Annotated in this window: 18 protein-coding genes; 8 read left to right on the forward strand and 10 right to left on the reverse strand. The window is 44.7% G+C overall.

Annotation, left to right across the window (positions count from 1 at the left end; genetic code table 11):
• Positions 1-35 precede the first annotated feature (35 nt).
• Together ACT3TH_RS09475 and ACT3TH_RS09480 are read right to left on the reverse strand one after the other, a co-directional pair.
• Entirely contained in the window at positions 36-1,073 is a 1,038-nt protein-coding gene (locus ACT3TH_RS09475; protein WP_444755605.1) for an alpha/beta fold hydrolase, read from the reverse strand.
• A 27-nt stretch (positions 1,074-1,100) separates the two neighbouring features.
• Complete coding sequence (locus tag ACT3TH_RS09480) at positions 1,101-1,265, reverse strand: rubredoxin (protein ID WP_021814629.1); 165 nt, start codon at positions 1,263-1,265, stop codon at positions 1,101-1,103.
• 480 nt (positions 1,266-1,745) lie between these two features.
• On the opposite strand from ACT3TH_RS09480, the gene ACT3TH_RS09485 reads away from it, so the two are divergent.
• Positions 1,746-2,312 carry an adenine phosphoribosyltransferase gene (locus tag ACT3TH_RS09485; protein WP_444755606.1) on the forward strand — a complete coding sequence of 189 codons (567 nt, stop codon included), beginning with the start codon at positions 1,746-1,748 and terminating at the stop codon, positions 2,310-2,312.
• An 86-nt stretch (positions 2,313-2,398) separates the two neighbouring features.
• Here ACT3TH_RS09485 and ACT3TH_RS09490 read toward each other — a convergent pair whose 3' ends face one another.
• Complete coding sequence (locus tag ACT3TH_RS09490) at positions 2,399-2,887, reverse strand: hypothetical protein (protein ID WP_444755607.1); 489 nt, start codon at positions 2,885-2,887, stop codon at positions 2,399-2,401.
• 120 nt (positions 2,888-3,007) lie between these two features.
• Positions 3,008-3,949, reverse strand: coding sequence for a transaldolase (locus ACT3TH_RS09495; protein WP_444755608.1), 942 nt, complete (start codon positions 3,947-3,949; stop codon positions 3,008-3,010).
• Positions 3,950-4,461: 512 nt separating this feature from the next.
• Here ACT3TH_RS09495 and pheA point away from each other — a divergent pair.
• From pheA to ACT3TH_RS09525, 6 genes are all read left to right on the forward strand, one after another.
• Positions 4,462-5,640 (forward strand): prephenate dehydratase, encoded by a 1,179-nt coding sequence (gene pheA, locus ACT3TH_RS09500; protein WP_444755609.1) that lies wholly within the window; start codon positions 4,462-4,464, stop codon positions 5,638-5,640.
• A 98-nt stretch (positions 5,641-5,738) separates the two neighbouring features.
• Positions 5,739-6,881 carry a histidinol-phosphate transaminase gene (gene hisC, locus ACT3TH_RS09505; RefSeq protein WP_444755610.1) on the forward strand — a complete coding sequence of 381 codons (1,143 nt, stop codon included), beginning with the start codon at positions 5,739-5,741 and terminating at the stop codon, positions 6,879-6,881.
• Positions 6,882-7,069: 188 nt separating this feature from the next.
• The gene (locus tag ACT3TH_RS09510; protein ID WP_444755695.1) at positions 7,070-9,358 is read left to right on the forward strand and encodes a bifunctional prephenate dehydrogenase/3-phosphoshikimate 1-carboxyvinyltransferase; all 2,289 of its coding nucleotides are present in this window, start codon (positions 7,070-7,072) and stop codon (positions 9,356-9,358) included.
• Between the two features lie 385 nt (positions 9,359-9,743).
• A complete protein-coding gene (rarD, locus tag ACT3TH_RS09515; RefSeq protein ID WP_444755611.1) occupies positions 9,744-10,706 on the forward strand; it encodes an EamA family transporter RarD in 963 nt (320 codons plus the stop codon).
• Between the two features lie 45 nt (positions 10,707-10,751).
• Positions 10,752-11,138: a dihydroneopterin aldolase gene (gene folB, locus ACT3TH_RS09520; RefSeq protein WP_444755612.1), complete on the forward strand. Its 387-nt coding sequence runs from the start codon at positions 10,752-10,754 to the stop codon at positions 11,136-11,138.
• A complete protein-coding gene (locus tag ACT3TH_RS09525) occupies positions 11,128-11,661 on the forward strand; it encodes a 2-amino-4-hydroxy-6-hydroxymethyldihydropteridine diphosphokinase (RefSeq protein ID WP_444755613.1) in 534 nt (177 codons plus the stop codon). Before folB ends, ACT3TH_RS09525 begins: the two co-directional genes overlap by 11 nt.
• A gap of 105 nt (positions 11,662-11,766) precedes the next feature.
• Here ACT3TH_RS09525 and ACT3TH_RS09530 read toward each other — a convergent pair whose 3' ends face one another.
• The 6 genes from ACT3TH_RS09530 to ggt form a co-directional block, all read right to left on the reverse strand.
• Positions 11,767-12,213 carry a PACE efflux transporter gene (locus tag ACT3TH_RS09530; RefSeq protein ID WP_444755614.1) on the reverse strand — a complete coding sequence of 149 codons (447 nt, stop codon included), beginning with the start codon at positions 12,211-12,213 and terminating at the stop codon, positions 11,767-11,769.
• Positions 12,214-12,390: 177 nt separating this feature from the next.
• Complete coding sequence (gene cysE / locus ACT3TH_RS09535; RefSeq protein ID WP_444755696.1) at positions 12,391-13,266, reverse strand: serine O-acetyltransferase; 876 nt, start codon at positions 13,264-13,266, stop codon at positions 12,391-12,393.
• Between the two features lie 201 nt (positions 13,267-13,467).
• Positions 13,468-14,349, reverse strand: coding sequence for an RNA methyltransferase (locus tag ACT3TH_RS09540; protein ID WP_444755615.1), 882 nt, complete (start codon positions 14,347-14,349; stop codon positions 13,468-13,470).
• Positions 14,350-14,721, reverse strand: coding sequence for an Hpt domain-containing protein (locus ACT3TH_RS09545; RefSeq protein WP_444755616.1), 372 nt, complete (start codon positions 14,719-14,721; stop codon positions 14,350-14,352).
• 71 nt (positions 14,722-14,792) lie between these two features.
• Complete coding sequence (dnaE, locus tag ACT3TH_RS09550) at positions 14,793-18,527, reverse strand: DNA polymerase III subunit alpha (RefSeq protein WP_444755617.1); 3,735 nt, start codon at positions 18,525-18,527, stop codon at positions 14,793-14,795.
• 309 nt (positions 18,528-18,836) lie between these two features.
• On the reverse strand, positions 18,837-20,786 hold the full coding sequence (gene ggt / locus ACT3TH_RS09555; protein WP_444755618.1) for a gamma-glutamyltransferase: 1,950 nt from the start codon (positions 20,784-20,786) through the stop codon (positions 18,837-18,839).
• Between the two features lie 313 nt (positions 20,787-21,099).
• On the opposite strand from ggt, the gene ACT3TH_RS09560 reads away from it, so the two are divergent.
• The gene (locus tag ACT3TH_RS09560) at positions 21,100-23,079 is read left to right on the forward strand and encodes a hypothetical protein (protein WP_444755619.1); all 1,980 of its coding nucleotides are present in this window, start codon (positions 21,100-21,102) and stop codon (positions 23,077-23,079) included.
• Positions 23,080-23,116 lie beyond the last annotated feature (37 nt).

The following is a 23,116-nucleotide window of genomic DNA, read 5'->3' on the forward strand; positions in this document are numbered from 1 at the left end:
TATCAGACAATTATCAAATAACGACTTCTCAAAAATCAGCGTGCCAATAAATGCGTGCTAATCAAATCGACCATATAAGGTTGATAGTACTCGGGAATGTCGTGTGCCATTCCTTCAATTAGATGAAACTTGGCATTGGGAATAGTCCTAGCAACTACACGTCCTTGCGAAGGAGGCAACAACCCATCTGCGCTACCATGAAGTACGATAGTCGGCGCCTTGACTTGCTTGCTAAACCGACTGATAGAGCCTGATGCCAAAATAGCATTGAGCTGTTGTACTGTACCAAGTGGATGAAAATTGCGCTGATAACGCAGTTTGGCAATTTCACGTACCATACGTACGTTCACGTGTCCAGGCGTACCAACCGTCTTCATAAACCAGACACTATGGCGCACGATATCGCGCTCAGAGTGGCTTTCAGGACGATTAATGAGTGTGTACAATTGCTTGGGTTTTGGTGGTCGCAAAAATGCACGGTTGGTTGAGGTAAACATCAATGCCATTCTCTGCACAAGACTCGGATAACGCGCTGCCACAATCTGTGTAATCATGCCGCCCATAGAAGCGCCAAGCAGATGAGTGGCGCCGAGGTTCAAGGCTTTAATCAAACGCGCTGTGTCTTCTGCCATATCCGTTAGGTTGTAAGCCACGGGCGCACCTTTATTAGAGAGTCCCGTTTGCAAGCGCATCATCATTTTGAATTGGCTGATACGTGGCAGACCTTCAATCTGGACTTTAGAAGACAAGCCGATATCACGATTGTCAAAGCGAATCACAAAAAAACCTGCATCAATGAAGCGTTTGATAAAGTTATCTGGCCAAAACACCATTTGCGAACCAAGTCCCATCACCATCAAGAGTGGCGGATTATTGGGGTTGCCACCCGCCTCAACACAAAGCTCAATATTATCACCAATATCAATCATTGCTTGGTAAAGGTGTTCGCTCAAATCGGAATCACGCCATTGATGCTCACCAAATTTTTTCCACTCAGGCGCTGGATAGTTGATTGAATCCTCAGCTAAGGTTTCAGACAATTGGGTGTCATTGATATCATTGGATTTTGTCATGAAGTATCCTAATTAGAGGGTCGTCTACTAAATCTCAAGCATTTCAAAATCAAGCTTGCCGACACCGCACTCAGGGCAAGTCCAATCATCAGGGATATCTTCCCATTTGGTGCCAGGCGCAATGCCTTCTTCAGGACAACCAAGCTCTTCATCATATATCCAGCCGCAGACGATACATTCATAACGTTTCATAAATAGTCCTATCGATCATTACCAGTGTCACAGTAAGTTGTTGATGCGCATGTTTAGAATCACAGTCATCATATTAGACCGTAAAAGCGCACGTAGTTTAGCATATAACCATGGTTTTCATAGTTAAGTTTACACTTGTATATTGAGATGGATTGGCTTTTATCAAGGCCCGTAGTATTGTCTTCTCAAAATAAACCATATCATTTTTATATAGTTAACCCTTTTGAAAAGAATTCCGTTTTAAAAATACAGTGGTGCTTGGAAGAGCTACTGAGGTTTCTGTTTGCCATAGTACAGTAAGCAAAGACAGTTTATACCGGCCTCACGCTTTTATTTTAAACTGCCGATACCCCAAGTCACGACATTTCTGTCAGTTGTGCTATAATCATCGCCGCAAAATTCATAGTGATATTCATGACTCACTACCGTTATATTGTTATCTATATACTGTTATCTAAGCCGTAAAAACTAAGGGTTATTATGAGCATCAATGCCGCCATATCCACCAACAATGCAGCCGAACCATCTACTGTGCTCAATACTGACCATCGGTTTTGGCAGGTTATTCGTACAGTGCCAGACTTCCCAAAAGTCGGCATTGATTTTTATGATATTACGCCATTATTGCGTAGCCATATTAATGATGTCATCGATGAGCTACTTGCCGCACTGCCAGAAGGGTTAATAGACGACGTCGATTGTCTAGGAGCGGTTGAAGCGCGCGGGTTTGTGTTTGCAAGTTTGCTGGCAGGTCGCTTGGGTAAAGGCATGATTTTACTGCGTAAACCCGGTAAGCTACCACCGCCAGTTGCCAATAAAGCTTATGCGTTAGAATATGGCAAAGACACGCTTGAGATGCAAAATAATTTGCCACCTGAACGTGTATTGCTGGTCGATGATATCTTAGCCACAGGCGGCACATTGACGACGGCTTATGAGCTGTGCCAATCAGCGAGCCACACAGTGGTAGGCGCATTGGTACTACTTGATTTGGTCGATTTGCATGGCGAATTTCCAGTGCCTGTTTATACGGTGTTAAAGGCTTAGTCTTAGTTGTTTACATTGATTCTAAAAATAGAAAAGCGCGCTGAACGATATCAGCGCGCTTTTTTTGTTTAGCTCAGTCTTAATGGCTAAACCGATTGCTTGGCTTGCTCGTAGTTTTTACATGCTTGCTCAACGATAGTGCGACCAATCGTCTTAGGGCCAGTGATGGTAAAATCCTTTGTCGTTAGGATTGGCTTGTCTGATTGCCAAGACTTGATGACTTTATTATCAATACTATAGTTCACATAAGCCCTTGTATAGTAGCTGGCATCCTTACAAGATATGAGCAATTGCTGATCACTATGATGAAGCGCGGTGTCTTTGTTGACTTTCGCCTCTCTATTTGTTTTGGTTCCTTTTGTCTCGTTTTGCTGCACAGGATAGGTTTTACGAATAGACACCGTAATATTCTCGACTGGTTTGTCGTCTATGATACTGATGTCGGAGCTTTCAACAGAGCTCAAATCTAAACTAAAAATGGTTCCAGTAGGACTTTCTGACACTTTTGACCAGTTCACTGCATGTGCGCTGACTGCTAGAGCACCCCCTGCTAATAATACTGATAGCCGTTTCATAATCGAACCTTGCTTGTTTTAATTAAAAGTAGGTCATAATAGCCAACTTGCTACTATCGGGCAAATCTGTTTTATGACTGCCTGTTTGTAGCGTGTCGCCGCTATTACTAAGTGCTCATATTAATTGCGCATTGTCGCCAGCATCTGAGCAAGCTCATCACGAGCCCCAATGAAACCATCGATACCCTTTGGCAGTAAATCCTGAGTGACCGTGTCTTGCTGGTAAGCAGCACTGAACTCTTCATGCGTCAAGCTTACTCGCGTCATATCTGCCATATCGAGTGACATGCTTGGTGACAGTTGCTGAGTCACCTCGATATCCATCGCGGCCAGCTCGTCAATAAGGTTGGGCGCAATCGTCAATAAATCACAACCTGCTAGTGCCAGTATCTGCTCAGTTGAGCGAAAACTGGCGCCCATCACTTGTGTATGATAGTGATGTTGCTTGTAGTATTGGTAAATGCGCTTCACCGATTGTACGCCCATGTCATCAGAGGCGGGTACGTTTTGACGATTCTGTTGGCGTTTTTGCCAATCTAAAATTCGACCAACGAAAGGCGATATCAATGTCACGCCAGCATCCGCACAAGCAATCGCTTGGTGCTGTCCAAACAGCAAGGTCAAGTTACAGTGAATGCCTTGGGTTTCAAGATAACGTGCGGCTTCAATACCTTGCCAAGTCGCAGCCATTTTGATCAGGACGCGCTCTGAATCAATACCTGCCTTTTGGTAAGCTTCCATAAACTCTAAGGCTTTATCGATCGTCGCCTTAGTGTCATAAGATAAGCGCGCATCCACTTCCGTAGACACTCGACCTTCAATCAACGCCAAAATATCACAGCCGATTTTTATGGTTAAGGCATCGATCACGGCATCTACATTACCATTATAACGACTCATGGTTTCAGACAGCATACCTTGGTTGTCAGGATGAATGAGCGCCTTGGTAATAAGACTTGGGTTAGTAGTCGCGTCGATAGGTTTTAGGCGCGCGATGTCAGTTAGGTCGCCCGTATCAGCGACAATCGTGGTCATGGTATGAAGCTGTTGTAATGCGCTCATCAGATATCCTTCTTTGCAATTATGAAAGTATTTTCTTATTTATAGTGCTGTTTGTTATTGGTTTTAAACTGTACCATAGATTTGAGGCTGTGTTGCTTCATAGTTTGATCGCACATGGCCGTCATTTGATATGGCTTTACTCCTTTGGGGGTCTATAGTCAGACCTAAATAAACTAAGTACAGACATTATAACGCGCTAATGAGGTGAATGTTGCTTGCTGTGCCGTTGTTGATAGAAGCTGCTAAAAATTTCTCTCAGTAGCACTGTATTTATTTTATAGGGGATCGACTATAACCGGCATTTACACATGGGCACTGAGCACAGTTTTTGTTATAGTAGAGTCGGTCAGCTATCTGGTTGCTGCCTTTATCATTCGAGGTATGCTCGGTAAATAGTAACCATAAAAGATAGGACTGGCAGGGCACAATATTTTTGATAGACTGGTCTATTGCATATTAAAATTAACACAGTAATACTTAACAGATTAAAAATCTAAGAGGGATGGGCGGTAATGAGTGAGCAGTCAACAGAGCAAAACATGGATAATCTAAATCAAACCATCACAAGCGCTAGCGATACCGCAACTGAAAAAGAGTTTTTGGACAACATTCGTCAAAATATTGATGCAGTAGACTGCGAAATCCAGACGTTAATCAACAACCGTGCCAAGCTGGCTCAACAAGTAGCAGCCGTAAAAAAGAGCCATACAGCCAATAGTTCGACTGCTGATAGTAACCCTATTTTTTATCGTCCTGAGCGTGAGGCTCAAGTGCTAAAAGCGGTCATGGAGCGCAATGAAGGTCCAATCGCTGATGATAAGATGGCACGTTTATTCCGTGAAATCATGTCGGTTTGCTTAGATTTAGAAGCGCCGCAACGCATTGCTTTTTTGGGTCCAGTCGGTACATTTACGCATGCAGCTGCCCTCAAACATTTTGGTAAAGCGGCTGATACAGTGCCGATGACGACCATTACGGATGTATTCCGCGAAGTTGAAGCGGGGACAGCGATGTATGGCGTGGTACCTGTTGAAAACTCATCAGAGGGCGTGGTCAATCACACTTTGGATGGTTTTTTATCTTCTAGTCTCAAAATCATTGGGGAAGTGGAGCTGCCCATTCATCAGAACTTCTTAGTCGCTGAACACACTAAGATTGATGGTTTGAGCCGCATTTATTCGCATCAGCAGTCTTTGGCACAGTGCCGTCATTGGCTCGATGTAAACTTCCCAAATGTGGAGCGTGTTGCCGTATCGAGCAATGGCGAAGCCGCCCGTCGTTTAAAAAATGAATGGCATTCAGCAGCGATTGCAGGGGACGTGGCGGTTGCAGAATATGACTTACATAAGCTGTATTCAAATATCGAAGACAACCCAAACAATACCACACGCTTCCTCATTATCGGTCATGAAGCCATCGCCCCATCAGGACAAGATAAAACCTCTATCGTGGTCTCAGCGCATGACAAAGCAGGCGCATTGATCGAAATCTTAAAGCCTTTGTCCTATCATGGCGTCTCGATGACAAGCATTGAAACACGTCCTGAACGTCCTAATAAGTGGGCATACGTGTTCTTTATTGATATGAATGGTCATATCGATGAAGCCAATGTGAGTGCTGCTATTGCTGATATCCGTCCGTTGGTAAAAGATTTGCGTATATTGGGTTCTTATCCAAAAGCAGTATTGTAATCTTTATAAGTGCCATGACTATATCTCATATAGTAATCATGACTAAAACGAACGGTCTTAACCAATAATAGATGTCTTACCACATCTAAGGATACATCATGCAATCTACTCAATCGACAGCGTCAAATTTATCACCGCTCATACCTGCCTACGACAGTATTTTAGCGTTGGCGCCTTATCAAACAGGCAAGCCGGTTGAGGAGTTGACGCGTGAGTATGGCATCTCAGATGTGGTAAAACTTGCCAGTAACGAAAACCCGATGGGCTGCTCGCCGCACGTGACGTTGGCTGTGACGGAGCAGTTGGGTCAGTTGGCGCGTTATCCTGATGGTAATGGTTATTATCTAAAGCAAGCATTGGCAGATTTTAATGATGTCGATGTCAGTCAGATCACATTAGGTAATGGTTCTAACGATTTACTTGATATCTTGGCGCGTAGTTTTGCTAGTGCCGATGACGCGATTATTTATAGTCAGTACGCATTTATCATTTATCCGATGCTGGCAAAAATGCAGGGCGCGACTGGCATAGAAGTGCCTGCTCAGCGCTTTGGGCATGATTTAAAAGCTATGAGTCAAGCGGTTCGAGACAACGCCAATGCTAAAATGGTGTTTATTGCCAATCCTAATAACCCAACCGGTACGCAGCTAGAGCACAAAGCATTGCGTGAGTTTGTGGCCAGTGTACCAAGCTCGGTGTTGGTGGTATTGGATGAGGCTTATATCGAATACAGCCCTGAGACCAATAATCGAGCGTTGCTTGACGAGTTTGACAATGTGGTTATTGTCCGCACTTTTTCTAAAGCGTACGGGTTAGCAGGTTTGCGGGTTGGCTATGCATTAAGCTCGGTAGCAGTGGCTGATTTGCTTAACCGTATTCGTCAGCCATTTAATGTGAGCCGTGTGGGTTTGGCCGCCGCCGCCGCCGCCCTTCGTGACCAAGAATTTATTGAAAAAACTCGTCAGATGAATGATGAGCAAATGCGTTGGTTGGAAAAGCAGTTTGACGCACTGGGATTGGGATTTATTAAGTCGCATGCCAATTTTATTATGGTAGAAGTGGAAGTTGAGATGGAGGAGATCACGGCTGCTATGATTTACCAAGCATTACTGGAACAAGGCGTGATTGTCCGTCCATTGGGCGCTTATGGTCTACCTAACTGGCTGCGTATCACTGTCGGCTTAGCAGAAGACAATCTACGCTTGATTGATACTCTGCGCTCTATTTTGACTGATACTTAACCAATTTGTTGAATTAGACCGCTTTGTTTCCTGTTTGAAGAGCTGAGTCAGCCCGCCATTAATTTTTATGACACGAGCGTTAGGTTGCTTTACCTCAATTGAAGCTCGCTTGTACAATGAGAAAAGCCGTGAGTAGTTTGCAAAAAATTCAAAAGAATAAGAATCAACTGTTTTTAAATGCTTGCCCGTTGTTGTTTAAACAAGTTTGCGTGATCGGACTTGGGTTAATCGGTGCCAGTCTTGCACAGGCCATTAAAGACAATGGCTTGAGTTCGCGTTTGGTGGCGGTCGATAGACATGCGCCAAGTATAGAAGAAGCAATTCAGCAAGGACTGATAGAGGCAGGTAGTTCGAGCCTAAGTGATGTGGTCGGCGGTAGTGATTTGATCGTCATTGCTGTACCAGTACAGGCGGTACAAGCGGTGTTTGCCGATATCAAACAGGCAATGGATGACGGCCAGCTTGCAACGGATTGTATCATCACCGATGTCTGTAGCACCAAGGTCAATATCATTGATGCGGCAAAAACTGTTTTTGGATCGCTACCGGTAGGCTTTGTGCCTGCCCATCCGATTGCTGGTGCTGAAAATTCAGGGTATCATGCTCGCCGCGCCAATTTGTTTGTCAATCATAGCGTCATCATTTGTGAACTGCCCACGGCCAATAATACAGCCATTGCAAAGCTGCGTCTATTGTGGGAAGCGGTAGGTGCAAAAGTGATGCCAATGGCTGCTGATCATCACGATGCCATATTGGCACATACCAGCCATCTGCCGCATCTGCTTGCATTTAATCTGGTTGAACAACTGGCAAGTCATGATGATAATTTGGATATGTTTCGCTATGCTGCAGGCGGGTTTCGTGACTTTACTCGTATCGCCGCCAGCGATCCTAAAATGTGGCACGATATATTTTTTGCCAATCAAAGCGCGATAGTCAGCGCCCTTGATGAGTATGGCGTTTATTTACAGACCATGCGTCAGCTTATTATTGATAAAGATTCAACCGCCCTGATGGGGCTTTTGGGCCGCGCGCAAGCCGCACGGCGACATTTTGGCCATATGTTAGCCAGCACCCCTTATACGGATACTTCTGCCATGTCAGCTTCTTATATTATTACGCCCAGCAATACCGTCTCTGGCACGATTACGATTCCTGGTGACAAATCTATCTCGCATCGCAGTATTATGCTTGGTAGCCTCGCCACAGGCGTCACACATGTTACTGGGTTCTTGGAAGGGGAAGATGCCCTTGCGACCTTGCAAGCGTTTCGTGATATGGGCGTAACCATTGAAGGCCCTGATAATGGCAAATTGACAATTCATGGGGTCGGTATGAACGGCTTGAAGCCGAGTAAAACGCCGCTATATATGGGCAATTCTGGCACCAGTATGCGCCTGTTATCAGGGATATTGGCCGCCCAACCGTTTGATAGTGTGTTGACAGGCGATACCAGTCTGAGTAAGCGTCCTATGGAGCGTGTGGCAGCACCGCTACGTGCGATGGGCGCCGTCATTCAGAGTACAGGCCATAGCGGTACAGCGCCACTTAGCATTACAGGTCGAGACACAGTTGGCAAACCGCTACAAGGTATAGACTATGAGCTGCCAGTTGCTTCTGCGCAGATTAAGTCTTGCTTATTGCTGGCAGGTCTGTGGAGCGAGGGCACAACGACGATTACTCAACCAGAAGTCAGCCGCGATCACACCGAGCGTATGTTGTCGGCCTTTGGCTACCCTGTCACCGTCGATGGCAATCGCATCAGTGTGGAAGGTGGCGGTCAGTTAACAGGTGGAGACATCGCTGTGCCTGCCGACATTTCTTCAGCAGCATTTTTTATGGTAGCGGCTGCCATTAGCCAAGGTAGTGAGTTGACTTTAACGCAAGTCGGTATCAACCCCACGCGTACGGGTATCCTTGATATTTTAAAATTAATGCAAGCCGATATCAGCTTGAGTAATGAGACACACGTGGGCGGTGAACCCGTTGCGGATATCACAATTCGCGCTTCAAACTTGGTTGGTATTGAGATACCCGAGCATTTGGTGCCGCTCGCGATTGATGAGTTCCCTGTATTATTCATTGCAGCCAGCTGTGCGCAGGGCCGTACGGTGTTAACGGGTGCAAAAGAGTTACGTGTCAAAGAATCTGACCGTATTGCCGTGATGGCTGAAGGCTTACAAACACTCGGTATTGATTGTACTGTGACGGACGATGGCCTAATCATTGAGGGTAAAGGTATTGAAGGCAAGGGCGTTACGGATAAAGACGCTGAGAGCAAACCTGTCTTTGGTGGTGGTCACATTACCTCACATCATGACCATCGTATCGCCATGAGCTTCGCTATTGCTAGTCTACGCGCCTCTGAGCAAATTACCATCGAAGGGGTGGAAACGGTCAATACCAGCTTCCCAGGATTTGCAGAACTTGCCAATCAGATTGGTATGTCTATCCACGTCGATAGCACGAATGCGTAAAACTGTATCTTTAATCCAAAATAAAAACGGCAAATACGGTTGTAGCGTTCTACTGGTATAAATTTTCCTCACTTGCTGTTCGCAAACGTGACAGAGGTTTCGTAAAATTTACTCCAGTAGAACCGTACTCTTCTTAAAGTAAATCGGCCGTATAATCTACAAAGCAATGAAACGTTCAATGCTTAAATAACGTTCGAGCTTGTGACAGTCTCTATTTTAAAGCAGTAAATATCGTTAGCAATGTGTTGATATCTATATGGATGTCAGCACATTGCTTTTTAACTTATATCCTATCTGTAGTAACCCTGCGTTCTTGCCACTGCGTTGATATAAATAATTGACAATAGGTTTGGGCGCGCTTTGCTCTAAAACGTTGTACTGTACTATGGCTACCCAAGACCTTATCAAAAAACAAGCTGCCCCTATCAAAACGACCAAACATGGTATTTTAATCGCGCTTACCGCCTTTTTTATCTGGGGCATTTTCCCGTTATATTTTAAGCAGTTGGCTGCCTATGATGCCACTGAGATTATCGGGCACCGTATCGTTTGGACGTTTGCTTGCTTGCTTGTCGTGCTGGTGGTTACCAAACGCTGGCAATGGATTGATACGCTCAAACAAAACCCAAGATGGATTGCGTACTCATTCATATCAGGTTTGATTATCGCTACCAATTGGCTCACGTATGTATGGGCCGTCAATCACGACCGTATCCTTGAAGCCAGTTTGGGCTATTTTATCGGACCGCTAGTAGGTGTGGCGCTATCGATGATTTTGTTTAAAGAGCGCCTGCGTTCGCTACAATGGATTGCCATTGGCTTTGCGCTGCTATCCGTGGTCATTCAGGTGGTTATGATTGGTAGCTTGCCTTGGATATCATTAATACTGGCCTTTAGTTTTAGTACTTATGGTACGATTCAACGGCAAACGCCACTAACGGCTGTCGATGCGATGTTTGTCGAGACGACAATGTTGGTACCGATTTGCTTATGGTGGTTTTGGCAGGCAGATGTGGTTAGTAGTCAACTGAGTTTTTGGTTCAGTCCAAGTATCTGGCTTTTAATGCTGGCAGGTCCCATTACGTTGATACCACTTTTGCTGTTTAACAAATCAACGAAGCTGGTTGCTTTTAGTATTTTAAGCTTTATGAATTATCTGACGCCAACCTTTATTTTCTTCCTAGCAGTCTTTTATTATAACGAACCTTTTGATTTGCACCGTTTGGCTGTGTTTGGTTTGATTTGGCTGGGTCTGCTATTATTTAGCATCGATTTATGGCGTCACCGTCCCAGTAAAGCGTTGAAGGCTGAGCGTCTACGTGAAGAAGCATTACAGCAACTTAAATAACAATTTAAAAAATTCGAATTAAAATTAACAAACAAGGATGAAAGCATGTTTCATACCCAATCTGATGTGGTGTTTGTAAAAGGTTTGAAAGTAGAGGCGGTGATAGGGGTTTATGAGTGGGAGCGCGCTATTACTCAGCCACTACTGATTGATATCGCGCTTGAGACGGATATTAGTAAGGCGGCGATCTCGGACAACGTTGACGATGCGCTGAATTATAAAGCGGTCTGCGATGATGTGACTGAATGGTGTCAAGACATCAAAGCCGCGCTGCTTGAGCATTTGGCTGGACAAATCGCGGACAAGCTACTCAAAAAGTACACCAGTCATAAAGTGACTTTGAGTATTGCCAAACCGACGGCCATTAAACAAGCGGATTCGGTTGGTGTGCAGATCACACGTTACGCCAAAGCTTCCTCTAATGATGCATAAAACGCTCACTAATTTGAATACTGAGGCTTTAGAGAAGCAGTCGCCTGAAGCGTTGCAAGCGCACTCGGTGGCGGCAGTCGTATTGGCTTTGGGCAGCAATTATCGAGCGCAAAAATATCTACCAATCGCTCGAGAGCATTTGGGGGCTTTAGGTGAGATACAGTTATCGACGGCTTTTCAAAACCCTGATTTTACAGCGACGATTGAATTGCCAAAACCGGACTACACCAATCAATGTGTCTACCTGTCTTTAAAATCGCCCACGACATTATGCCAGTTAGAGCAAACGTTAAAACAGTTTGAACGTGAATGTCATCGGCAGCGTTTGGTAGAAGAGCAAACGCTTATAAAAAAGGTTACAATAGATATTGATGTGCTGCTCGTGAATTTGCAAATGAATGAAAATAGCCTAAGCAATTTAAGAAAACCTAAATGGGTAGTTATAGAGACCCGTTATCCGTTTAAAACACATGAAGCCGCAGGAATTGAAGAATTGGTAAAGAAGGGTTTTTTAACTAACTAAAGCTTTGTAAGAAATAAAAAACGTTATTAAAAAAGGTATGTTTCTCAAAAAATTTAGAGAAACATACCTAATGAGCATAACGCTTACTTACGGTGTACAAAGACACTAGGTACATTCGGCAGGGGTACCGACTTGCTGTGGCAAAGCAAATATTTTGTCGAAAATAAGGGTAAAGATAAAGGTATAGACTAAGAAAAATACTAACAATGCCGCTTCCATGACAAACGCAGTCCATAATCCAACGCCAAACCACAGCATATATAACGGCAAACAGATTAGAATAAGGCCGCCTTCAAACCCTAAAGCGTGAAATGCCCGTATGATAAATGTGCGCTCGTGAATCTGCCAACGTTTTTCAACATATTCAAAAGCAGAGTTATAGATAAAGTTCCACAGCACAGCAGCGCCTGAGACCATAATAGCGAGCGGCAAAGAGTGGGTCGCATCGTTACCACTGAGTTGCATAAGAATGACTGTAGAAAATAAGACAGCCAGTATTTCAAAAACGGTCACGTAAACGATACGGCGTTTGAGGGGGGATAATGTATACAACCGAAACTCCAATGAGCCTTCCTGGCTTTCGTAGATAAAAAAGCCGGTCCGTCCCGGTTTATATAAAAAATAATAAGTAAAGCAGTACCACGGTTTCCGTCTGCACCGCTATTATAACCGAATTTTTCGATTAATAAAAATGGAGTGGGCCGTGGTACTCATAAGTTGTTGATAATACTACTCTAATTTATTACTGGTGCCATCTGATTCAGACTGATCAATGATATCCAAATCCTCTAATCGTAGCTTGTCGTACTCTTTTTTGCAAAATTCAGGATCAATTTGGCACATCGCTGCCTGTAGTTGATCTAAGCGTCTTTCAGATTGTTGAATGTGTTCAAGCATTTTAGCAAAGGCTTCTGTAACTGGATCTTGCGAAGAAGGATCTACACCATATGCTTGGAAAGTAGTGGTGCGCTTCGTGTTTGGAGCAGTGGGCTTGGTAGGACCGCTATCAGCATTACCAGCGGATTGTGCGGCTTTTTCTTGCTGCTTGGCGTCTTGTACTTTGGTAGCGATTGGATTGCCTTTCTCATCATGATGATCTGAAATCATACGCGCAGCACTGCCAACCATTGTGGCACCTGCTGGTACAGGTTTTACAACTACCGCATTTGAGCCAATTTTGGCATTCTTACCAACCGTGAATGGCCCTAAAACTTTTGCACCTGCACCCACAGTAACGCCATCTTCTAGTGTTGGGTGACGTTTGCCATTATTCCAAGAGACGCCGCCAAGCGTCACACCATGATATAAGGTGACATCATTGCCAATTTCAGCGGTCTCACCAATGACGACGCCAACACCATGATCGATAAAAAAGCGCTTACCGATTTTGGCAGCAGGGTGAATCTCAATACCAGTAATGATACGCGAACCATAAGAGATGACACGTGCTGCCAGTTTTTGTTCGTTATTCCAAAGGCAGTGTGCACCGCGATGTAAGATAAGCGCATGAAAGCCTGGGTAAGTCAGTACGATTTCCAGACTATTACGTGCCGCGGGATCACGAGTGAACACCGCATCGATATCTTCTTTTAGGTCTTTTTTGATCGTGGCAAGCGATTTGAACAATTTGGATGGCAATGACATAAAGCGTCCTATCTATTCATCGGTAAAGTGGCATTTATTTTAAGTTATAGTAGCTTTATATCATAAAATACAGTGATAGATTATCAAATAAAAGTACATCGATACATTAATATCGGTTTATTAATGGCGTCGCTATACTCAATCCCAATAATGAATCAATATCTAGCTTTTTGACAGCTTAGCAATTAAGGCGCTCAGCAACTGGTATTCCTTTTGGTCAAGCTGTAAGCGTGAGCCAAGTCTTGATAGCCGCGATGGCAATGACTTTAGGTGTTCGCTATTTGCCAAGCCGCGCTGAACCATCAGTTCAGTGGTACGTTGAGTCAGCTGCTGCAGCTGTTGTTGAGTAATAGCGGGTTCATCCCACTCTTGACGCAAGTGAACCTCTACTGTTGGTTGAGTAGTTGCGCTTATATTTTTGTCTAAACTATTGGTCGCCTGACCATGGGTCTGCGCGTAAGCAAAGATAAAGCTTGCAATTACTTGCACGGCTGAAGCCACATTTAGCACAGGATAAGCAGGATTGGCATCAATTTGAATATGATAATCCGCATAAGCTAACTCTTCGTTGGTTAAACCGCGATCTTCACGGCCAAACAAAATAGCGATGTTTGGTTTGCCAATAGTGGCATCAGTTTTACTATTGTTTGTATCAATAGTAGATTGACTGTCAATAAATTCAAACATGATTTTAGCTGCTTGCGTAGGCGTCACAACAGGGCGCGGCATGTGACGGCTACGACTACTGGCTGCAAACACGAGCTGACAATCCGCTATCGCAGACTCCAAAGTGGGTGCAATGGTGGCGGATGACAACACGTCACTACCGCCTGCCGCATGAGATATACTGGTTTCATCGATCGGAAGCTTTGGGTCAACGATGGTCAGACGTGACAGACCCATGGTATACATCGCCCTTGCTGCCGAGCCAATATTGGCAGGCAGGGTTGTATTAACCATGACCACTTGCAAGCAAGCAAGATAATCACCCACGCTGTAAGCTTGTGGTGTTGAGGCGGTAGATGATGAAGCGTCGTTACTCATTTATTGTCCCAATCTTTTATAAATTTCTTGTTCAGCCTGTTGTAATGCGATGGCGATCTCTTCAATAAGGTCGGCTTGCTCGCTGATAAGTCGGTCACGGCAGCGTTCTTGTAACTGCATGCAAAGTCTTACGACCTGTGTTGTACCCAAATTGGCGCTAGCACCTTTTAGGGCATGAGCGCTCTCAAAGCCATTGGCGTTGTCGTTTTCTTGCTGAGCGATTCGTAGCATTATCACTCGCTGATGGCTGTCAGTAATATACACTTGTATCAAATCAGCGAAGTCTTCCTCTAGCAGGTCGCGCATGTCTTCAAATTGGTCATGGTTGATGATTTCTTCATCACTCTGAGCTGTCATGTTTTTATTGTCCATAGCTATATATCCAGTTCTTAAGGTAAACGCTAGAAAATCACTATGATCAATTTTCTAGCCGTAATCATGCTTTAGCTATAATGAAAATGTAAGTTGTCTTCACTAACCATGGTCTTTAATTGCTGTAGGTTATCGTCGTTAGGATAAATTCGCCAATGCTCAGATAAGCCAACATTAGCAATACCAAATGCCTCATAGATACTCAATCCAAGCGGCAAACAATTATCATTGATAGAGGTGTCTGTATTGCTCAGTGCATTATTGGCATAATTGTGGTCAGTAAGGGTTTGATGACTTCTGTTTTGATAAAGAGCGCCTTGATTCATATCGCTCTCTAATGCCAGTAAGTCATTGCCATCTTCGTCGTATAAGCTGCCGCCCATAGCAGGATCGTAAATGCCGCTATTATCGATAGGTTGCTCGTCCGGCTCATTGTTATAGCCTAAGCGCGGCGCAGGGATGATATCTGTTTGTGCGGACTTGAGTAAAGGCTGCAAGCGAGTGAGCAAATTGATATCGCTACCATGAACTTTGATGCTGATCTTTTTGAGCCAGCGCAAGCGTGCGTCCACGATGCTCATGGCACTATCAAGACGGGCAAATAAACGTCCATCACGCTCACGAATACTGCCTTTGATGATGACCACTTCATCGACTTTTAGCTGGTCTTTGACGCGGTTAAAGCGCTCAGCATAGCAGCTCACTTCAAGACGAGACGTACCGTCATCCAAGGTAATCACATTGCGATTACCAAAATTGGCGATATCTATAATCAATCCTGAAAAATAACAGCTACCGTTGTAGCCAGTATCTGTCAACTTATCAAGACGCGCGCCTGAGGTATAGCGTTGCAGCTCTTCTAGATATTCGTTGATGGGGTGGCCAGTCAAGTACAGACCCAAGGTGTTTTTTTCTGCTTTTAGGCGATGCTTGTCACCCCAAATCAGCTCTGGCGTCATCACCAGTGGCGGGGCAGCGACCACACCATCCATCTCGCCAAACAAGTCCATCATGCCTATTTCGCGGTTCTGGCGGTCTTGCTCGGCCGCCTGTACCGCGTTTGGCAACTGACTCATTAACGCACCGCGAATCTCGTAGGCTTCATCGGCTGGCAAGTCAGGTCGTAGAGTCTCAGCAAAGTCATCAAAACAGCCGGCGCTCACCAATGCCTCAAGCGTACGCTTATTGACTTTTTTGATGTCGACTCGGCGACAAAAATCATATAGGTCTTTAAAAGGTCCTTCACGGCGACGCGCTTCCACGATAGATTCAACCGCACCTTCGCCCACGCCTTTGATCGCCCCAAGTCCATAAATAATATTGGTTGGCGTATCAGCAACGAAATGCCATTCACTACGGTTGACCGATGGATTGACCACGGTTAAGCCAAAGTTTTCACGGCAGTCATTGATAAAGAACACCACGTTGTCAGTGTTGTTCATATCGGAGGTTAATACTGCTGCCATAAATTCAGCAGGGTAGTACTGTTTTAGATACGCAGTCTGATAAGCCAAAACGCCGTAAGCTGCCGAGTGCGAGCGGTTAAAGCCGTAACCTGCGAACTTCTCCATCAAGTCAAAGACGCCGCCTGAGGTGACTTCATCAATACCTTGCGAAGTGGCACCTGTGACAAAAATATCGCGCTGTTTGGCCATCTCTTCAGGCTTTTTCTTACCCATGGCGCGACGCAGCATATCCGCACCGCCCAAACTATAGCCTGCCATCACCTGAGAGATTTGCATGACTTGTTCTTGATAGACGATAACGCCATTGGTGTTTTCTAAAATGGGTTCAAGATTGGGGTGATCGTAAATGACTTCCTCGCGACCATGTTTACGGTCGATATACATCTCTACCATCCCAGCATCGAGTGGACCAGGGCGGTACAATGCACACATGGCGATCACATCTTCGATATTGGTCGGCTGCAATTTGGCCAGATATTTTTTCATACCCATACTTTCTAATTGAAAGACGGCGGTGGTTTTGGCATCTTGCAACAGCTTATAAGCTTTGGTGTCGTCTAATGGTAAATCTTCTAATACTAGAGCGTCTTTGCCTTCTTTGGCACGGCGTAAATTGATGTTTTCAACTGCCGCGTTAATCACCGTCAAGTTGCGCAAGCCCAAGAAGTCAAACTTCACCAGTCCAACAGCTTCGACATCATCTTTATCGAATTGACTGACACGATGTCCTTCGTCGTCACAATAGATAGCACTAAAATCCGTGATTTTGTGCGGAGCGATCAAGACGCCACCCGCATGCTTACCGACATTTCGACAAACGCCTTCAAGTTTAATCGCCATCTCCCAAATCTCAATGGCGTCTTCATAATCCATGTTATCAGGATTGGATATTAAGTCTTTGAGTTGAGGTTCTTGCTCCAGTGCTTGACTAAGCGTAATACCGGGCGTTTTGGGAATGAGTTTGGATAATTTACTGGCGAGAAAGTACGATTTGCTTTGTACTCGCGCTACATCGCGTACTACGGCTTTTGCTGCCATCGTACCAAAGGTAATGATCTGTGAGACCGCTTCACGCCCATAAGTTTGTGCCACGTAATCAATGACTCGGTCGCGACCTTCGATACAAAAGTCAATATCAAAATCTGGCATTGACACACGCTCTGGATTTAAGAAGCGCTCGAACAAGAGATCATAGTGGATAGGATCAAGGTCAGTGATATTCAACGCGTATGCGACAAGGGAACCTGCACCAGAACCACGACCTGGCCCCACAGGCACGCCATTGGCTTTTGCCCAGCGGATGAAGTCCATGACGATTAAGAAATAACCAGGGAAACCCATAGATAGGATAACTTCAAGCTCATACTCTAGGCGTTCATCATATTTTTGACGAATATTGCTCCAGTTATCAGTGCGTGCCTCAACAGGAAATAACTTATCTAAGCGCTGGTCGAGACCTCTCTGGGACTCTGCACGAAAAAACGATTCAATTGTCTCGCCTTCAGGTACTGGAAAATCAGGCAGTACGTTGATGCCAAGCGTCAAGGACACATTGCAGCGCGTTGCCAATCGTAAGGTATTGTCAATAACTTGTGGAATATCCGCAAATAACTGCACCATTTGTTCTTGGGTTTTTAGGTATTGCTCATCAGAATAGGTCTGCGGGCGGTTCGGATCTGCCAGTACGTAAGAGCCTGCAATACAGACGCGTGCTTCATGGGCATCAAAATCGTCTTGCTCTAAGAAACGCACGTCATTGTGCGCAATGATAGGAATGTTGTGTTTGGCACCCGATTGAATCGCTGCTTTGATAAAAGCGTCTTCGCCTGAGCGATTGGTGCGCTTGATGGCAAAGTATAAACGATCAGCAAATTGTGCTCGCCACTCAGCAAGTAACTCATCGGCTTTTTCTGGCATAGAACCGACCAGCGCCTGACCGACGTCTGATTTCTCAGCGAGTAGTACTATTACCCCTGCGGCATGCTCTAAGATATGACGACGCTTAATAACAGGAGTACCGTGATTGACTGGGTCAGCACGGCCTTCGGTAAAGCCAAGTGACACAATGCGGGTGATGTTTTGATAACCTTCGTTGTTCATCGCTAGTAAGGTGAGCCGCGTGTCTTCATTATCCATAATGACTTCACTGCCAATAATCGGCTTGATGCCAGCGTTTAGGCAGGCACGATAAAACTTCACCGTCGCATAAAGGTTGGATAAATCTGTCAGCGCAAGCGCGCGCTGATTGTCAGCCGCAGCAGCTTTAACGAGCGGTTTGATGCGCACGATAGAATCGGTAATTGAATATTCGCTGTGAATGCCAAGGTGTACAAATGCCATAGAGGACTCTTACGGATACGATCAAAAAATAGGCTGACAAGAAAATAAAGAGATTCTTATCAATGATTTAATCTGGTTTTTTGAGACAAAATGTAAGACAAAGAATGCAGTAGAGGTTGCGTTTATTTGTTTTATATTAGGCCCTTAATAATATCATTATTTGCTCTAGACAGCCACTGATTCACAGGGTTTAATCTGAGCGAGATTGGTAAATATGTTATTGATATAAGGCAAAAAGCACAATAAAAAAGCCCTCTAGACTATGAAGTATAGAGGACTGCGTTACTTACTATTAGAGACAATTTTAAATCAATAACCAACTACTGCTGCATCGACGATACGCGGATCAGAAGAGCCATAAACGCCATCTGGGGTAATCATAATCGACTGTGTTGAACCCATCGCGGCTTGTGGACTTACCGTATGTCCCATTGATTCCAGTTTTTTGACAGTATCGACGTTTAATGCTTTTTCGATACGAATTTCATCAGGCAACCATTGGTCATGAATGCGCGGTGCATGAGTTGCCTCAGCGATATTCATGTCATGGTCGATGACATTTGAGATAACTTGAGTGACGGTCGTAATGATACGGCTACCGCCTGGGCTGCCCGTGACGATATAAGGCTTGCTGTCTTTGAAGACTAGCGTTGGACTCATAGAGGATAACGGACGCTTATTGGCTTCAACGGCATTTGCCTCACCACCCAACAGTCCATAGCCGTTAGGCACACCGGGTTTGGCAGAAAAATCGTCCATTTCGTTATTGAGTAATATGCCTGTCCCTTCAGCAACAAGGCCAGTGCCATAAGAGAAGTTTAGCGTATATGTATTGGCTACCGCATTGCCGTCTTTATCCACGATAGAGAAATGCGTGGTTTGGTCACTCTCGTAAGGGAGCGGATTGTTGGCTTTAATCGTTGACGCTGGCGTGGCTTTGTTTGGATCAATCAAAGCGCGCAATTTATTGGCATAAGGCTGGGCAGTAAGGCCGCTGGCAGGTACATCAATAAAGTCAGAATCTCCCAAGTACTCAGAACGATCTGCATACGCTAATTGCATGGCTTCGGCCATTAAGTGAATGGTTTGGGCGCTGTTCTGTCCGTAGTCTTTTAGTGGATAACCTTCCAAGATATTCAAGATTTGAATGATATGAATACCGCCTGAAGACGGAGGCGGCATAGAGACAATCTCATAACCACGGTAGTCACCTTTGACAGGCTCGCGAGCGATGGCTTGATAATTGGTCAAATCCTGCAAGCTCATACTACCACCAGCCTCATTGACGGCTTTGACCAGTTTACGAGCGGTTTCGCCTTTATAAAACCCATCCGCTCCTTGCGCGGCAATCAATTTTAGAGAGCGGGCAAGCTCTGGTTGCTTTAGGCGCTCACCTGGTTGATAGGCACTGCCGTTGGGTTTAAAGAATATCTTTTTGGTGCTTGGCCATTTTTGTAAACGATCACTCAAAGCTTCTAAGGATTCAGACAACCCAGGTGTCACTTCGATGCCATTTTCTGCTAAAGCAATCGCGGGTGCCATGACTTGCTCGCGGCTCATCGTGCCGTGCTCCTCTAGTGCCTTGAGTAACCCCGCAACTGTACCCGGCACACCAACGGCTAGGCCATGATAGCGAGACAGATCGCTTACGGCATTGCCCTCACTATCAAGATACATATCACGATTGGCGCTACTTGGTGCTTTTTCACGGTAATCGAGTGCTACAGTTTTGCCTTGCTTGGCATCATAAATCATCATAAAACCGCCGCCGCCAATGTTGCCTGCGCGCGGTAAGGTGACAGCAAGCGCAAAACCAACAGCAACCCCAGCATCAACGGCATTACCGCCGTCTTTTAAAATCTGAAGCCCAATATCAGAAGCAAGCGCTTCTTGCGAGGCAACCATGCCGTTTTTTGCCCATACTGGATGATGAATGGCATCTGCCGAATAAATGGCTTGGTCGGTTTTGGCAGTTTTAATCGTAGGTTTAAGACTGTTGGTCTTCGCGCGTGTGATTCGCTGGTTTTCAGACAATACGGTGGGCGCAGCCGTCATGATTGGCAGGTTGATTGCACTGGTATTGAGTGAAGGGTTATTGGTAGCTGCACTATCTGTTGAGCCAGTAGTTTCAAGCGCATGAGCTGATACTGACAGTAATAACGCACTACTAATAAGTAAGCTTGCGGTTTTGAAGCGAGTTTTGGGCTTTGATTGGCCCTGCTGGATAGTGTGTTGATGATAAGAGGAGCGCGGTGACATTGAAAAATCCTTTTTATACGAGTAGGGGTTTAAGTAAATAAATCGATTAAAGAACATAAGCAACAGTGAAAATAATAATGTGTAAAAAATAGTTTATCGAATTTTATACCTTATCATTGGTATTTGTTTCCATAATATTTCTTTTATTAACGGTGCTATTTGTCCTTATCGACGCAAGTTATCGGCCATAAATTATGAAAAATTAAATTTTTTTTAAAAGGCCTTGCTAATATTACTACATTGTAACCTTTTGTGTTATAAATATACTTATCAACATACATCCATTATTGACTGTTTATCTAAAGAGATTTCTATGTCATCACACCATATCGATAACCAAGATCAACAGTGTTTTGCTAAAAAGACGCTCCACAGCTCATCTATTCATAAAAAACACACTTATAGACATCAGCCGCACAAGTTGTCTTCTATCATACGCGGCGCAATGCTGCTTGGTAGTAGCTCTTTGCTGTTGGTAGGTTGTCAATCGAGTCCAGCTGGATCATCGACTACTGCGGTATCAAGTAATATGCTGGATTTTAGTGTCGCAAATCCTGCACAAAACCAAGCACAGGGACGCGCCTTTAATGACAGCTTAACTGCTAAATCCGTCCATTATGATCAACTATTTGATCAAGACAAATACCCTAATACTGAGAATCAAGCCAAGTCTCACTTGCTTGCCGCTATTCGTCAGCATCTAGCCACAGAGCATACGGCAGTCGCGCAAGCCAATTATCAGTCTGTACCCTTTATACACCCTGATAGTATTGATGCGGGGTCTAGTAGCTTACTGAGAACAATCATAGAAACGTACGCTTATGAGTCTGAGCTAGACACTGATTATGATGAAAGTAGCTACAACGGAGAAAGTTATGATGACGATACTGACGTCGATCATGCAGACGAGGTAGTCATCGTTGAAGAAAGTATGTCTGAGTCTGAGATGGATGAAGCGGTAAGAGAAGTAGACGCAGTCGCTGCGGTGTTAGAAGAAGCGGGCGAAAATGATGAGCCAGTATATATCGGTGGTGACGACAACGCTGAGTATGATACAGACGATTATGATGATGAAGATACCGATACAGGCAGCATCCTTTCGGGGATGAATCCAAGAGGGTGGGTGGAAAAATATGAAACCATGCAAATGGCAAAGCAACAGCCAAAAACAGTTGATGAAGACGAGAAGCCAGCACCATCTACAGAAGCAGTTGGTCAACTGCTTACCATGTTCCATCGTACTCCTGAACAAATAGCCGCGACAAACGCATATCAATATAAACATTTAACGTTTAGTAGTGTCAGTCACTATCAGCCCAAAAAAAGACAACTACAAAGCGTCTATAGTTATGACTATGTGACGCCAACAATTGGCTCATCAATACAGATACCACTGGCGTTCGACTTTACAAATAGCCTTGTCACGGTTGACCCATCGGCAATTCTACCGATTGTAGCAATTGTCAATCCTGAAAATACTCCGTTACCCAATCAAATGGCCTCACATACCGTCAGTTTTGGTTTGCCTGAGAGTATTACGGCACAGTTGCCGCCAGCAGTACTCTATGATGCAGCAGTTGCAGCAATACAGAGTAGTATGGCAGAGCTGGCACCTGAGTATTTTAGTGCCGTGGACATTCGTCAAGATCAGTTTGCCAAAGAAGTCGGCGCCAGCCGAGCAGTAAAAGTATATTTTGGCAGTCAGCAAAGCGGTGAGATGATTGGCAAAATACTCAAATATATGACGCAGTCACTACAAAATCATGTCGATACCAATCCAGACAAGTACCCTGATGGTGCCATGCTAAAAGCCGCGCTCGACAAGATGGCTTTGTACAATAAAGGCTATCAAAGTGCGGATGTGGGTGCGCTGCTCCAGCTTATTGAGGCCATCGGACCGCTTTCTTTCAATCAGATAAATTACTATTATCTAGACAGCTCAGATCGCCTACTTGCAAAGCAGCAACGCATGAATATCGGTGGCGATTTGCTTGGTTCTACCACCACGATCCTAAACCAAATACGTTACGATAAAGCCAGCTTTAATAAGCATGTATTGACGCCCTTATTGGCAGAGTCTTTTGGGGAAAACGCCAAACCTGCTATCGATGGCAACGCGTGGATTGCAGAGCAACGTCTAAAAAAAGACAGACTACAAACCGCTCGTTATGCACGCTACGATTATAGTGACAGTGACGTAAATGATGATGGCAGGGGCAGCGATGACGATAACACAAGCTACAACGATGTGGATTACGTCATTGATGCCGAAGAGGATACTGACAACAGATAGAGACGCAGTAGCGTTGCCTTGCTTGTAACGTTGGCAT

Source organism: Psychrobacter sp. AOP22-C1-C5 (assembly GCF_052378885.1).
Lineage (GTDB): Bacteria > Pseudomonadota > Gammaproteobacteria > Pseudomonadales > Moraxellaceae > Psychrobacter.